Source organism: Pseudomonas putida (genome assembly GCA_041071465.1).
GTDB classification, from domain to species: domain Bacteria; phylum Pseudomonadota; class Gammaproteobacteria; order Pseudomonadales; family Pseudomonadaceae; genus Aquipseudomonas; species Aquipseudomonas putida_P.
This window is the reverse complement of record CP163498.1, coordinates 1,960,217-1,973,971: the sequence shown is the minus strand read 5'-3', so window position 1 is coordinate 1,973,971 and position 13,755 is coordinate 1,960,217. Positions and strand designations below refer to the sequence as shown.

The 13,755-nt window shown below is 62.1% G+C and carries 8 protein-coding genes and 4 pseudogenes; 8 read left to right on the top strand and 4 right to left on the bottom strand.

Annotated features, from left to right (window positions below):
• Positions 1-92 precede the first annotated feature (92 nt).
• Complete coding sequence (locus tag AB5975_09120; protein ID XDR21957.1) at positions 93-545, top strand: YaiI/YqxD family protein; 453 nt, start codon at positions 93-95, stop codon at positions 543-545.
• A gap of 96 nt (positions 546-641) precedes the next feature.
• On the opposite strand, the pseudogene elbB reads toward AB5975_09120, so the two are convergent.
• A pseudogene (gene elbB, locus AB5975_09115) lies at positions 642-1,300 on the bottom strand (isoprenoid biosynthesis glyoxalase ElbB).
• Between the two features lie 112 nt (positions 1,301-1,412).
• Here elbB and AB5975_09110 point away from each other — a divergent pair.
• Positions 1,413-2,039: pseudogene (locus AB5975_09110) on the top strand (sterol desaturase family protein).
• 501 nt (positions 2,040-2,540) lie between these two features.
• Here the strand turns inward: AB5975_09110 and AB5975_09105 are convergent.
• The gene (locus tag AB5975_09105) at positions 2,541-3,185 is read right to left on the bottom strand and encodes a DedA family protein (GenBank protein XDR21956.1); all 645 of its coding nucleotides are present in this window, start codon (positions 3,183-3,185) and stop codon (positions 2,541-2,543) included.
• Between the two features lie 213 nt (positions 3,186-3,398).
• On the opposite strand from AB5975_09105, the pseudogene ppk1 reads away from it, so the two are divergent.
• Positions 3,399-5,640 (top strand): annotated as a pseudogene (gene ppk1 / locus AB5975_09100) (polyphosphate kinase 1).
• Here the strand turns inward: ppk1 and ppx are convergent.
• Positions 5,627-7,130, bottom strand: a pseudogene (gene ppx, locus AB5975_09095) (exopolyphosphatase). The pseudogenes ppk1 and ppx overlap by 14 nt on opposite strands.
• Before the next feature lie 256 nt (positions 7,131-7,386).
• Here ppx and trxA point away from each other — a divergent pair.
• The 5 genes from trxA (at position 7,387) to AB5975_09070 (ending at position 12,655) form a co-directional block, all read left to right on the top strand.
• Positions 7,387-7,713 carry a thioredoxin TrxA gene (trxA, locus tag AB5975_09090; GenBank protein ID XDR21955.1) on the top strand — a complete coding sequence of 109 codons (327 nt, stop codon included), beginning with the start codon at positions 7,387-7,389 and terminating at the stop codon, positions 7,711-7,713.
• 227 nt (positions 7,714-7,940) lie between these two features.
• Entirely contained in the window at positions 7,941-9,200 is a 1,260-nt protein-coding gene (gene rho, locus AB5975_09085) for a transcription termination factor Rho (GenBank protein ID XDR21954.1), read from the top strand.
• 123 nt (positions 9,201-9,323) lie between these two features.
• Positions 9,324-10,790 carry a 4-hydroxy-3-polyprenylbenzoate decarboxylase gene (ubiD, locus tag AB5975_09080; protein ID XDR21953.1) on the top strand — a complete coding sequence of 489 codons (1,467 nt, stop codon included), beginning with the start codon at positions 9,324-9,326 and terminating at the stop codon, positions 10,788-10,790.
• A complete protein-coding gene (locus tag AB5975_09075) occupies positions 10,790-11,758 on the top strand; it encodes a CDP-6-deoxy-delta-3,4-glucoseen reductase (protein XDR21952.1) in 969 nt (322 codons plus the stop codon). Before ubiD ends, AB5975_09075 begins: the two co-directional genes overlap by 1 nt.
• A gap of 246 nt (positions 11,759-12,004) precedes the next feature.
• The gene (locus AB5975_09070; GenBank protein ID XDR21951.1) at positions 12,005-12,655 is read left to right on the top strand and encodes a gamma-glutamylcyclotransferase; all 651 of its coding nucleotides are present in this window, start codon (positions 12,005-12,007) and stop codon (positions 12,653-12,655) included.
• 53 nt (positions 12,656-12,708) lie between these two features.
• Here the strand turns inward: AB5975_09070 and AB5975_09065 are convergent, their stop codons facing one another.
• A complete protein-coding gene (locus tag AB5975_09065) occupies positions 12,709-13,686 on the bottom strand; it encodes an NADPH:quinone oxidoreductase family protein (GenBank protein XDR21950.1) in 978 nt (325 codons plus the stop codon).
• Positions 13,687-13,755: the final 69 nt, after the last annotated feature.

The window sequence follows — 13,755 nt, the reverse complement described above, 5'->3', positions numbered from 1 at the left end:
ATTCTGGCGCCATTTTTCCAGCGTTCTCGCGCTCCAGCTTTCGCTGAGCTTCAGGCATGATGGGCGCATTGAGTCCAAGTCGAGAATTTCCGATGCGTGTATGGATCGATGCCGATGCCTGCCCCAAAGCGGCCAGGGATCTGATCGTCAAGTTCGCCCTCAAGCGCAAGTTCGAGGTGGTGATGGTGGCGGGGCAGGCCGTGGCCAAGCCGGCGTTCGCGATCGTGCGCCTGATTGTGGTACCCAGCGGCATGGACGCGGCCGACGATTACCTGGTCGAGCACGCCGTGCCTGGCGAGTTGGTGATCTGCAGTGACGTACCGCTGGCCGACCGCCTGGTGAAAAAGGGCGTGGCGGCACTGGACCCGCGTGGGCGAGAGTTCGACGAACGCAACATGGGCGACCGCCTGGCGGCGCGCAACCTGTTCACCGAGCTGCGCGAGCAGGGCCAGGTGGGGGGCGGGCAGGGCGCTTATGGCGAGCGGGAGAAGCAGGCATTTGCCAATGCGCTGGACCGGATCATTGCCCGGCTGTCCAAGTCCTGAAGAGCTTGCGGTTCTCTGTGGGAACGGCCTTGTGTCGCGAAAGGGGCGCGTTGCGGCCCTTTCGCGAGGCACAGAAGGCCGCGCCGCTTTCGGTGCTTACTCGTGTGTCAGTTCCAGCACCCGGTCCACCAGCTTGTAGATGCCCCCGCCGCTTCGCTGATCGACTTGGCTTCCATGTAAGCCGGCGTAGTCACCAGTTTGCGCTGGGAGTCTTCGACAATATCGTGCACATCGCACTCCTCATGGGTGCCGCCCATCTTCTCGACCGCCGCCGCCGTGCCGGCGTCGCTGCCGATGGTGCAGACCACGCCCGGCCCGTAGATCTTCGCGGCCAGTGCCGGCGAGATGCAGATCAGCCCAACCGGCTTGCAGGCGTCGGCAAAGGCTTCGGCCAGGGTCAGTACGTCCGGGTTGATGCTGCAGTTGGCACCTTCCACGGCAAAATTGGAGAGGTTCTTTGCCGCCCCAAAACCGCCTGGCACGATCAACGCATCGAAGTCCTCGGCCTTGGCCTCGCGGATGTCCTTGACCTCGCCGCGGGCTATGCGCGCCGATTCCACCAGCACATTACGCGACTCGGGCATTTCCTCGCCGGTCAGGTGGTTGATGACGTGCATCTGTGCAATGTTCGGCGCGAAGCACTGCACCTGCGCACCGCGCTGGTCGAGGCGCAGCAGGGTGATCACGCTTTCGTGGATTTCGGCGCCGTCGTACACGCCACAGCCGGAAAGAATCACCGCTACTTTTTTTGTCATGTTCACTACTCCAGTGTCGAGGCGCTAAATGTCCTCTAGTTTGGCAGATGTCGCCATAGGGATTCCCGCGGGTGCGGCCTAATCTTGGTGGATAACGCCTGAGGTCGTGCCCATGGACCTGATACTGCTGGCCGTGCCGTTCTTCTTTGTGCTGATTGCCGTCGAGCTGGTAGCTGACCGCGTGCGTGGCCAGCGCAATTTCACCCTGGCCGACTCGATCAACAGCCTTAGCACCGGCGCACTGTCGACCAGTACCGGGCTGCTGACCAAAGGGGTAGGGCTGGTCACCTATGCGCTGGCCTTCGAACACCTGGCGGTTTTGCGGTTGCCGGCAGAGGCGTGGTGGGTATGGCTGCTGGCCTTTGTCCTGTACGACTTCTGTTACTACTGGCTGCATCGCCTGGGGCATGAGCGCAACGTGCTGTGGGCCGCACACTCGGTGCATCACCAGAGCGAGGAGTACAACCTCACCACGGCGCTGCGCCAGACCAGTAGCGGGTTCATCTTCTCGTGGCTGTTCTACCTGCCGCTGGCGCTGGTGGGCGTACCGCCACTGGTGTTCATCACCGTGGCCTCGCTCAACCTGCTGTATCAGTTCTGGGTGCATACCCGACACATCCCCAAGCTTGGCTGGCTCGAGTGGGTGTTTATCACACCATCCAACCATCGCGTCCACCATGCGCAAAACCCTGCTTACTTGGATCGCAATTACGGCGGTGTGTTCATTCTCTGGGACCGTCTGTTCGGCACCTTCAAAGAGGAAGACCCGGCCGAGCCGGTGGTGTTCGGGGTGACGACACCGTTGGCCAGCTGGAACCCGTTGTGGGCCAACCTGCAGTTCTATGCCCAGCTCTGGCATGACGCCCGGCACACCGCCAGCCTGTGGGACAAGCTGCGCATCTGGTTCATGCCCACCGGTTGGCGCCCGGCCGACGTGGCTGCGCGCTACCCGCAGGCCAAGCAGGACCTGGCGCTGTTTCGCAAGTTCGAGATTGCCCTGGGCCGCGCGCAACAAGCCTACGTGGCGGCGCAGTTCGTGGTGTATGTGGCTTTGGGCAGCTACCTGATGGATGTGGCCGACCGCGTGCCGATCGCCGCGCTGGTGCTCGGCTGGTCGCTGATGGCGTTTGGTCTGTTCGTGCTGGGCGCTTTGCTGGAGAACCGGCGCTGGGCTGCGCGCCTGGAGCTGGCGCGGCTGCTGCTGAATGCGCCGGCGTTGTACCTGGCCGGCGCCTTGGGCTTAGCGGTGGTCGCGCCGCTGGCCTGGTTCCTGCTCGTGGCTTACAGCTTGCTCAGCCTCTGGGGCCTGGGCCAGGCCCGCCGCCTTGCGCTCCGCGCGCAGGGTGCGGAAGCGCCGACGCAGCCACAGCAGGCCGCCCAGCGCCACCAGGCCGCCGAGCACCCATAGCTCGTAACGTTTCACGTTGCCCAGCAGGCCTTCGAGAATGGCGCCGAAGTGGTACGCGGCCGCGCCCAGGGCGATTGCCCAGATAGCCGCGCCAATGCCGTTCAGCAGCAGATAGCGGCGGGGTGGATAGCCCGACAGGCCAATGGCCACCGGCATGACCGTGCGCAGGCCATAGACGAAGCGAAAACTCAGCACCCAGATATCAGGATGGCGGCGGATGTGGTCCAGCGCCCGGTCACCCATTGCCTGCCAGCGCGGCTTGCGCGCCAGGATCCTGCGCCCGTGGCGGCGGCCCATGAAGTACCACAGCTGATCGCCCGCGTAGCTGCCGAAGAAGGCCACCAGGCACACCAGCTTGATGTCCATGTAACCACGGAACGCAAGGAAACCCGCAAGCACCAGGATGGTCTCGCCTTCGAAGAAGGTGCCTAGAAAAAGGGCAAAGTAGCCGAAATCCTGCAGGAATTGTTGAAGCATTTTCTGAGGTGCTGGCGAAATGAACGCGAAGCCTACCCCTTCGCGCGCAATCGTGAAAGTGTCCAAATGTGTCTCGACGTGAACAATTCCTACACAGACAATGCCAGAGGCCACGCGCCATGGCTTGCCCTGGTGTGTAACACAGGCGTCATAATGGGCGCTTATCTTGCCGCTCAATTGATGATAGGGCGTTAACGTCCTCAGGAACGCCAGATGAATAATGAAGTGCTCACCCCTGTCGCGATCAAGGATGCCCAGGAGCTCCCAGAAGAGATGGTGCAGACCCCGCCTGACCTGCCGCCGGCGCCCGAGCCCGTAGCGGAGCAGGCGGCCGAGCCTGTGGCCCCGGTGCCCGCACCGGCCCCGGCAATCACTGTCCCTGGCCTGGACGACAGCAGCCTGTACATTCATCGCGAACTCTCGCAGTTGCAGTTCAACATCCGTGTGCTGGAACAGGCACTGGACGAGAACTACCCGTTGCTTGAACGGCTCAAGTTCCTGCTGATCTTCTCCAGCAACCTCGATGAGTTCTTCGAGATCCGCGTGGCCGGGTTGAAGAAGCAGATCAATTTTGCCCGTGAACAGGCCGGTGCCGATGGCTTGCAGCCGCACCAGGCGTTGGCGCGTATCAGCGAACTGGTGCACATCGAGGTAGAGCGCCAGTACGCGATCCTCAATGACGTGCTGCTGCCGGAGCTGGAAAAGCATCAGATTCGCTTCATTCGCCGTCGTTACTGGACGCCCAAACTCAAGACCTGGGTGCGCCGCTATTTCCGCGACGAAATCGCCCCGATCATCACCCCGATCGGCCTCGACCCGACCCACCCGTTCCCGTTGCTGGTGAACAAGAGCCTCAACTTCATCGTCGAGCTTGAGGGTGTGGACGCCTTCGGTCGCGATTCGGGCTTGGCGATCATCCCTGCCCCACGCCTGCTGCCACGGGTCATCCGCGTGCCTGAAGAGGTGGGTGGCCCGGTGCCGACTACGTGTTCCTGTCGTCGATGATCCACGCGCACGCCGACGACCTGTTCCAGGGCATGAAGGTGAAGGGCTGCTACCAGTTCCGCCTCACCCGTAACGCCGACCTGGCGCTGGACTCCGAAGAAGTCGACGACCTGGCCCGTGCTCTGCGTGGTGAGCTGTTCTCGCGCCGTTACGGCGATGCCGTGCGCCTGGAAGTGGCCGACACCTGCCCGAAACACCTGTCGGACTACCTGCTCAAGCAGTTCAGCCTCAGCGAAAGCGAGCTGTACCAGGTCAATGGCCCGGTCAACCTCACCCGCCTGTTCAGCATTACCGGCCTGGACAGCCACCCGGAGCTTCAGTACACGCCGTTCACCCGGCAATCCCCAAGCTGCTGGTGAACGCCGACAACATTTTCAGCGTGATCAGCAAGCAGGACATCCTGCTGATGCACCCGTTCGAGTCCTTCACCCCGGTGGTCGACCTGCTGCGCCAGGCCGCCAAGGACCCGCATGTGCTCGCCGTGCGCCAGACCCTGTACCGCTCCGGGGCCAACTCGGAAATCGTCGACGCCCTGGTGGACGCGGCGCGTAACGGCAAGGAGGTCACTGCGGTGATCGAGTTGCGTGCGCGCTTCGACGAAGAGTCCAACCTGCAGATGGCCAGCCGCCTGCAAGCGGCCGGTGCGGTGGTGATCTACGGCGTGGTCGGGTTCAAGACCCACGCCAAGATGATGCTGATCCTGCGCCGCGAACAGGGCGAGATCGTGCGTTATGCGCACCTGGGTACCGGCAACTACCACGCCGGCAACGCCCGCCTGTACACCGACTACAGCCTGCTGACCTCTGACGACGCCCTCACCGAGGACGTTGGCAAGCTGTTCAGCCAGCTGATCGGCATGGGCAAGACCCTGCGCATGAAGAAGCTGCTGCACGCGCCGTTCACCCTGAAAAAGGGCATGCTCGACATGATCGCGCGGGAAACCCAGTTCGCCCTCGAAGGCAAGCCGGCGCACATCATCGCCAAGTTCAACTCGCTGACCGACGCCAAGGTCATCAAGGCGCTGTACAAGGCCAGCCAGTCAGGTGTGAAAATCGACCTGGTGGTGCGCGGCATGTGCTGCTTGCGCCCAGGTATTCCGGGGGTTTCGCACAACATCCAGGTGCGCTCGATCATCGGCCGCTTCCTCGAGCACACGCGGGTGTTCTACTTCCTCAATGGCGGCGAAGAGCAGATCTACCTGTCCAGCGCCGACTGGATGGAGCGCAACCTCGACAAGCGCGTCGAGACCTGCTTCCCGGTGGAAGGCAAGAAGTTGTTGCTGCGGGTGAAGAAGGAGCTGGAAGGCTACCTGACCGACAACACCCACGCCTGGACGTTGCAGCCAGACGGGCGCTACGTGCGTAGCACCCCGACCGGCAACCAGAACCCGCGCAGTGCCCAGGCGACCCTGCTGGAGCGCCTGAGCAACCCGGTCCTCAACGTACGCTGAGGACGAAGCCGACCCGGGCCAGCCACTCCGCCTCGTTGGCGAAGTCGGCCTGGGTCAGCTGGTTCTGCTCCAGCCAACCTTCAGGGAAAGCTACATCCAGGCTGTTGTCGCCGCCCTTGAGCTCTACCTTTGGCATCTGCTGGGTGCCGCGAATGTGGTGGAACAGAATGGCAAAGCGCAGCAGCACGCACAGGCGCAGCAGCTTGACCCCTTCATCACCCAGCTCAGCGTAACGGTCCTTGGGGATGTTGCGACGGTGGCCGCGCACCAGCAGGGCCATCATCTGCTGATCTTCGCGAGAAAAGCCCGACAGGTCGGAGTGCTCGATCAGGTAGGCGCCATGCTTGTGGTAGTGATAGTGGGCAATGTCTAGCCCTATTTCGTGTATTTTCGCGGCCCAGCCAAGCAGATCGCGCCAATTTCCGTCTTTAAGGTCCCAGGCGTCGGCCACTTGGTCGAAGGCGTGCAATGCCTTGCGTTCCACACGCGCAGCCTGGCCCTGGTCCACGTGGTAGCGCTCCATCAGCGAGTTCAAGGTGCGTTCGCGCACATCCTCGTGGTGGTGACGGCCGAGCAGGTCGAACAGCACACCTTCGCGCAGGGCACCGTCACAGTGGTCCATGCGCTGCAGCTCCAGGGCATCGAAGATCGCTTCGAGAATCGCAAGGCCTGCGGGGAAGATGGTCCGGCGGTCCGGCTTGACGCCGTCGAAGTCGATCTTGTCGACCTCGCCCAGTTTGAACAGCTTGCGCTTGACCCAGGCCAGGCCTTCGGCGTTGACCTCGCCATTGCCCAGGCCGCCGGCCTTTGATGGCGGCGCCGATGGCGCGAATGGTCCCGGACGAGCCAATGGCCTCGTCCCAGGTCAGGCGGTGCAGGGCATTTTCGATACTCATCAGCTCCAGGCGCGCGGCGGTGTACGCCTGGGCATAGCGGGCCGGAGTGATCTTGCCATCGCGGAAGTAGCGCTGGGTAAAGCTTACGCAACCCATCTGCAGGCTTTCGCGCAGCAGCGGCTCGAAACGCTGGCCGATGATGAACTCGGTACTGCCGCCACCGATGTCTGCCACCAGGCGCTTGCCGGGGGTATCGGCCAGGGTGTGCGATACGCCCAGGTAGATCAGGCGCGCTTCTTCACGGCCGGAGATGACCTCGACCGGGTGGCCGAGGATGGCCTCGGCGCGCTGGATGAATTCGTTGCGGTTGCGCGCTTCGCGCAAGGCGTTGGTACCGACGATGCGTACGGAGCCTGCCGGCATGCCGTTGATCAGTTGAGAAAAGCGCTTGAGGCAATCCAGGCCTCTTTCCATAGACTCTTCACTGAGCTTGCGCTCTTCGTCGATGCCGGCGGCTAGCTGAACCTTCTCGCCGAGCCGCTCAAGGATACGGATTTCGGTATGGTGGGCCTTGGCCACGACCATATGAAAACTGTTGGAGCCAAGGTCGATGGCGGCGATCAGGGACAGGTTCTTCGCGATGGTATGCGGCATGATCTGGTTGTTCTCGGTCGTTAACCTGGCAATCGTGCCACGATAGCAGGCTGTCGCCAACGCGTGACACTCAGCCGGTGTGCTGGCCTTGATGCAAGGCAATGTGCCATTCGATTCTATGACGGCGACATGACAGTTTCGATTCGCGGCTTCTTGCACAACTATAGTTACACTCAATCGTCCGCGGCTTCCTGTAGGCGGCGGGGGCGGCTATGATGGGCAACGTTTTTTATTGCTTACGACCTTGGAGATTTCCATGAGCGACAAAATCAAACACGTCACCGACGCCAGCTTCGAAGCCGACGTACTGCAGGCTCAAGGCCCGGTGCTGGTCGACTACTGGGCTGAATGGTGCGGCCCATGCAAGATGATCGCTCCGGTTCTGGACGACATCGCTGCCACCTACGAGGGCAAACTGACCGTCGCCAAGCTGAACATCGACGAGAACCAGGAAACCCCGGCCAAGCACGGCGTGCGCGGTATCCCGACGCTGATGCTGTTCAAGAACGGCAACGTCGAAGCCACCAAGGTTGGCGCTTTGTCCAAATCGCAGCTGGCCGCGTTCCTCGACGCCCACCTGTGATGTGAAAAGGCCCCGCAAATGCGGGGCTTTTCTTTTTCAGAGCACTAGACGCAGAAAAAAGCAAGTGTTACATTCGGCCTCGCACTGCTTTTCCAGTGCCCTCTACACGCCGTCGCCGAAGCATCCCTAATTCGAATCAGTACGCGATCCTGTCGCCATCTAGCGGCGCGGCCTCATTAAGCCAGAAGCTTAATTCTCCCTTCTTACATGATTACGTCACTCCCCTTATGAACCTGACTGAACTCAAGCAAAAGCCGATTACCGATCTTTTGGAAATGGCCGAACAGATGGGCATCGAAAACATGGCCCGTTCGCGCAAACAGGACGTGATTTTCGCCCTGCTGAAGAAGCATGCGAAAAGCGGCGAAGAGATCTCGGGTGACGGCGTGCTGGAGATTCTCCAGGATGGTTTCGGTTTCCTGCGTTCGGCTGATGCGTCCTACCTGGCCGGCCCAGACGATATCTACGTCTCGCCCAGCCAGATCCGCCGTTTCAACCTGCGTACCGGCGACACCATCGTCGGCAAGATCCGCCCACCGAAGGAAGGGGAGCGTTACTTCGCCCTGCTGAAGGTCGATACCATCAACTTCGACCGCCCGGAAAACGCGAAGAACAAGATCCTGTTCGAAAACCTGACGCCGCTGTTCCCGAACAAGCGCCTGAAGATGGAGGCCGGCAACGGCTCCACCGAAGACTTGACCGGCCGCGTCATCGACCTGTGCGCCCCGATCGGCAAAGGCCAGCGCGGCCTGATCGTTGCCCCGCCAAAAGCGGGCAAGACGATCATGCTGCAGAACATCGCGGCCAACATCACCCGTAACAATCCCGAGTGCCACCTGATCGTCCTGCTGATCGACGAGCGCCCGGAAGAAGTGACCGAAATGCAGCGCACCGTGCGCGGCGAAGTGGTTGCTTCCACCTTCGACGAGCCGCCAACCCGCCACGTGCAGGTTGCCGAAATGGTGATCGAGAAGGCCAAGCGCCTGGTCGAGCACAAGAAGGACGTGGTCATTCTGCTGGACTCCATCACCCGTCTGGCGCGTGCCTACAACACCGTGATCCCGAGCTCCGGCAAGGTGCTGACCGGTGGTGTCGATGCCCACGCCCTGGAGAAGCCGAAGCGTTTCTTCGGTGCTGCGCGTAACATCGAGGAAGGCGGCTCGCTGACCATCATCGCCACCGCGCTGGTCGAAACCGGCTCGAAGATGGACGAAGTGATCTACGAAGAGTTCAAGGGCACCGGCAACATGGAGCTGCCGCTGGACCGCCGCATCGCCGAGAAGCGTGTGTTCCCGGCCATCAACATCAACCGCTCCGGTACCCGCCGCGAAGAGTTGCTGACTGCCGACGACGAACTGCAGCGCATGTGGATCCTGCGCAAGCTGCTGCACCCGATGGACGAAATCGCCGCCATCGAGTTCTTGGTCGACAAGCTCAAGCAGACCAAGACCAACGACGAGTTCTTCCTGTCGATGAAGCGCAAGTAAGATCGTCGTACCACGCAAAGGCCGGGGAAACCCGGCTTTTTGCTATCTGTATTTTGGCTATTGCGGCCCTATCGGCGCTACACTCTGCACCCCCGACCGATACGGCCAACACGAGGCTCCTGCATGCAGTATCGCGACTTGCGCGACTTCATCCGTGGCCTGGAACAGCGCGGCGAGCTCAAGCGCATCCAGGTTCCGATCTCCCCCGTCCTGGAAATGACCGAGGTCTGCGACCGCACCCTGCGTGCCAAAGGCCCGGCGTTGCTGTTCGAAAAGCCCACCGGTTTCGACATCCCGGTGCTGGGCAACCTGTTCGGCACCCCGGAGCGGGTGGCCATGGGCATGGGCGCCGAGTCGGTCGATGAGCTGCGGGAAATCGGCAAGCTGCTGGCCTTCCTCAAGGAGCCCGAGCCGCCCAAGGGCCTGAAGGACGCCTGGTCGAAGCTGCCGATCTTCAAGAAGGTCGTGTCGATGGCGCCGAAAGTGGTCAAGGACGCGGTGTGCCAGGAAGTGGTGGTCGAGGGTGACGATGTCGACCTCGGCGCTCTGCCGATCCAGCACTGCTGGCCAGGCGACGTGGCGCCGCTGATCACCTGGGGCCTTACCGTGACCCGTGGCCCGAACAAGGACCGCCAGAACCTGGGCATCTACCGCCAGCAGGTGATCGGCCGCAACAAGGTCATCATGCGCTGGCTGAGCCACCGTGGCGGTGCCTTGGATTACCGTGAGTGGTGCGAGAAGAATCCCGGCCAGCCGTTCCCGGTCGCCGTGGCCCTGGGCGCTGACCCCGCGACCATCCTCGGTGCCGTGACCCCGGTGCCGGACACCCTCTCCGAGTACGCCTTTGCCGGCCTGCTGCGCGGCAATCGCACCGAGCTGGTCAAGTGCCGCGGCAGCAACCTGCAGGTACCGGCCACCGCCGAAATCATTCTGGAAGGCGTGATCCACCCAGGCGAAATGGCCCCGGAAGGCCCCTATGGCGACCACACTGGCTACTACAACGAAGTGGACAGCTTCCCGGTGTTCACTGTCGAGCGCATCACCCACCGGCACAAACCGATCTACCACAGCACCTACACCGGTCGGCCGCCAGATGAGCCGGCGATTCTCGGTGTGGCACTGAACGAAGTGTTCGTGCCGATCCTGCAAAAGCAGTTCCCGGAAATCACCGATTTCTACCTGCCGCCGGAAGGCTGCTCGTACCGCATGGCGGTGGTGACCATGAAAAAGCAGTATCCGGGCCATGCCAAGCGCGTAATGCTGGGTGTGTGGTCGTTCCTGCGACAGTTCATGTACACCAAGTTCGTTATTGTCACCGATGACGATATCAACGCCCGCGACTGGAACGATGTGATCTGGGCCATTACCACGCGCATGGACCCCAAGCGTGATACGGTGATGATCGACAACACGCCGATCGACTACCTGGACTTCGCGTCGCCGGTATCGGGCCTGGGGTCGAAGATGGGCCTGGACGCCACGCACAAGTGGCCGGGCGAGACTACACGCGAATGGGGACGGGTTATCGTCAAGGACGAAGCCGTCACCCGCCGTATCGATGAGCTGTGGGATCAGTTGGGAATAGATTGATGCAGGTAACGTTGCAGCCGTCCGGGGCGGTGCTGGCGCTCGAACCCGGGGAACGGATCCTGGATGGAGCGCGGCGGCTGGGCTATGACTGCCCGAACAGCTGCCGCAATGGCAATTGCCATGTCTGCGCCGCGTTATTGGTCGAAGGCCGGGTACGCCAGGAAGGCGAAGTCCGCGACCATGGCGAGTTGTTCACCTGCATTGCCGAACCGCTGGAGGATTGCGTGTTGCTCTGGGATGGTGTGCTCGCCTTGGGCGAGCTGCCGGTGCGCAAGCTGGCGTGCAGCGTCAGCGAATGCGTCGACGTTGGTGGCGACGTCTGGCGGGTGCGTTTGCGCGCGCCGGCCGGCAAGCCACCGCGCTACCACGCCGGGCAGTACCTGATGATCGAGCGTGAGGGTGGCAAGCAGGCCGCTTTTTCGCTGGCCTCCGCCCCCCACGCCGGGCGTGAGCTGGAGCTGCACGTGCTGGCGCGAGAGCCCAGCGCACAGCAACTGATCGAGCAACTCAAGCGTGACGGTCTGGCACGTATCGAAATGCCGTTTGGCGACACCCACCTGGCCGAGTTGCCCGACGGGCCGTTGGTGCTGATTGCCGCCGGTACCGGCATGGGCCAGATGCACAGCCTGCTCGAGCATTGCCGAGCCAATGGCTTCAAGCACCCGGTACACCTGTACTGGGGCGTGCGCCGGCCCGAAGACTTCTATCAGATCGAGCACTGGGACGAATGGCAGCGCCTGCCTAACCTGTTCCTGCACCAGGTGGTCAGCGACCTGTGCGGCTGGGAAGGCCGTTGCGGCATGTTGCATGAAGCGGTTTGCGAAGACATTGAAGACCTCAACAGCGTGCATGTGTATGCCAGCGGTTCGCCGAACATGATCTACGCCACCCTCGACGCCCTGGTCGAGGCCGGTATGGATGCGCACCGCATGCGTGCCGATGTGTTTGCCTACGCGCCACGTGGTTAATAACCAAAGTTTGCAAGTATGGGTATAAGGCGGTAATTGTTACCGCCTTGGCCATTAACTTTCACAGTGGCTGAAACAGTATTTCCCAGTCGTCGGAACCGCGCATGAAACACTGACGCGAGGGCTTGAGTATTCCTGCAATTCTGGCCTATGGTTACTGCAAGCGCCCCGGGTAAAGCGGCCTGGGGCTGCAGCGTAATCGAATTTCGCTACATCCGTAGTTCACAGGGATAATGGCGGCAGCTTATGTCGGCACTTGAAAGTATGTCCTGGGAAGTTTCATATCCTCCGGCACTCGACTTCGGTCAGCAACATACTCACGATCAGTTGTTCAACTCCATGAAGACGACCATGTCTCGGCATCAGGGCGGGCCTGTGTGGCTGTTCGCTTATGGTTCGTTGATTTGGCGCCCCGAGTGCAATTCGGTGGAACGTCAGCGCGCGCGGGTGCATGGTTATCACCGGGGCTTGTACCTGTGGTCGCACGAACACCGTGGCACCCCGGAAACCCCTGGGCTGGTGTTTGGCCTGGACCGTGGTGGCTCCTGCAGCGGCTTTGCCTATCGGCTGGATGAAAGCAGCCTGGATGACTCGCTGATGGCCCTATGGCAACGGGAGATGCCGTACCCGGCCTACCGGCCGCACTGGCTTAGCTGCCGGTTGGGCGATGGCAGCAAGGTGCAGGCATTGGGCTTTGTGCTGGAGCGGCATTTACCCTGTTATGCGGGGAATCTGCCGGATACCTTGCTCAGCCAGATTCTGGCCAGTGCCAAGGGGCGTTATGGCACCACGCGCGACTATGTGGAGCAGACGTTGAATGCCTTGCGCAGCCACCAGATGCCCGATCGCAACCTGGAGGCGCGGTTCCGGCGTTGCCATAACCTGCGCGAAGTGTGAACAACCTCTACCGGCCTCTTCGCGGGTTTTTCTGCGAAGAGGCCTGAACTGCCTTACTTGGCCAACACCACCAACTTACCCACAGCCTGGCGCTGCCCCAGCTTCTCGATGGCGGCCCCAGCCTCGGCCAGTGGATAAGTCTGCGACACCAATGGCTTCAACTTGCCCTCGGCATGCCAGGCAAACAGCTGCTTGAAGTTGGCTGCATTATCCTGCGGCTGGCGCTGGGCAAACGCGCCCCAGAACACCCCCAGCACCGCCGCACCCTTGAGCAGTACCAGGTTGGCCGCCAGCTGGGGAATGCTGCCGCTGGCAAAACCCACCACCAGCAGCCGGCCATTCCAGGCCAACCCGCGTACCGCTTGCTCGAATAGCTCGCCACCGACCGGGTCGTAGATCACGTCGACCCCCTGGCCGCCGGTCAGGCGCTTGATTTCTTCGCGCAGGCTGGCCTGGCTGTAGTCGATCAGCTCATCCGCCCCGGCCGCTTTGGCCACGGCCAGTTTCTCGGCACTGCTGGCTGCCGCGATCACTCGCGCGCCCATGGCCTTGCCGATTTCCACCGCCGCCAGCCCGACCCCACCGGAAGCGCCCAGCACCAGCAAGGTCTCGCCTGCTTGTAACTGACCGCGCTGACGCAGGGCGTGCATCGAGGTGCCGTAGGTCATGCCGAACGCCGCAGCGGTGGTGAAGTCCATGCTCGCCGGGATCGGCAGCACGTTGTAGAAAGGCACCGCCACCTGCTCGGCGAACGCACCCCAGCCGGTCAGCGCCATGACCCGGTCGCCCACCTTGAACGTGCCAGCCTTTTCCCCGACTGCAGCCACCACCCCCGCCGCTTCGCCGCCAGGGGAGAACGGTAGTGGAGGTTGGAACTGGTACTTGCCTTCGATGATCAGCGTGTCGGGGAAGTTGACCCCGGCAGCCTGCACGTCCAGCAGGATCTCGTTTTTCTTCGGCTGCGGGCTGGCCACGTCTTCCAGTACCAGATCGCGCGCCGGACCCAGGGTTTTGCACAACACGGCTTTCATCGGGGCTATTCCTTTGCGGGTAATGGCCGATAAGTGTAGGAGGGCCGCTTGCCGGGTCAACGAGCATGG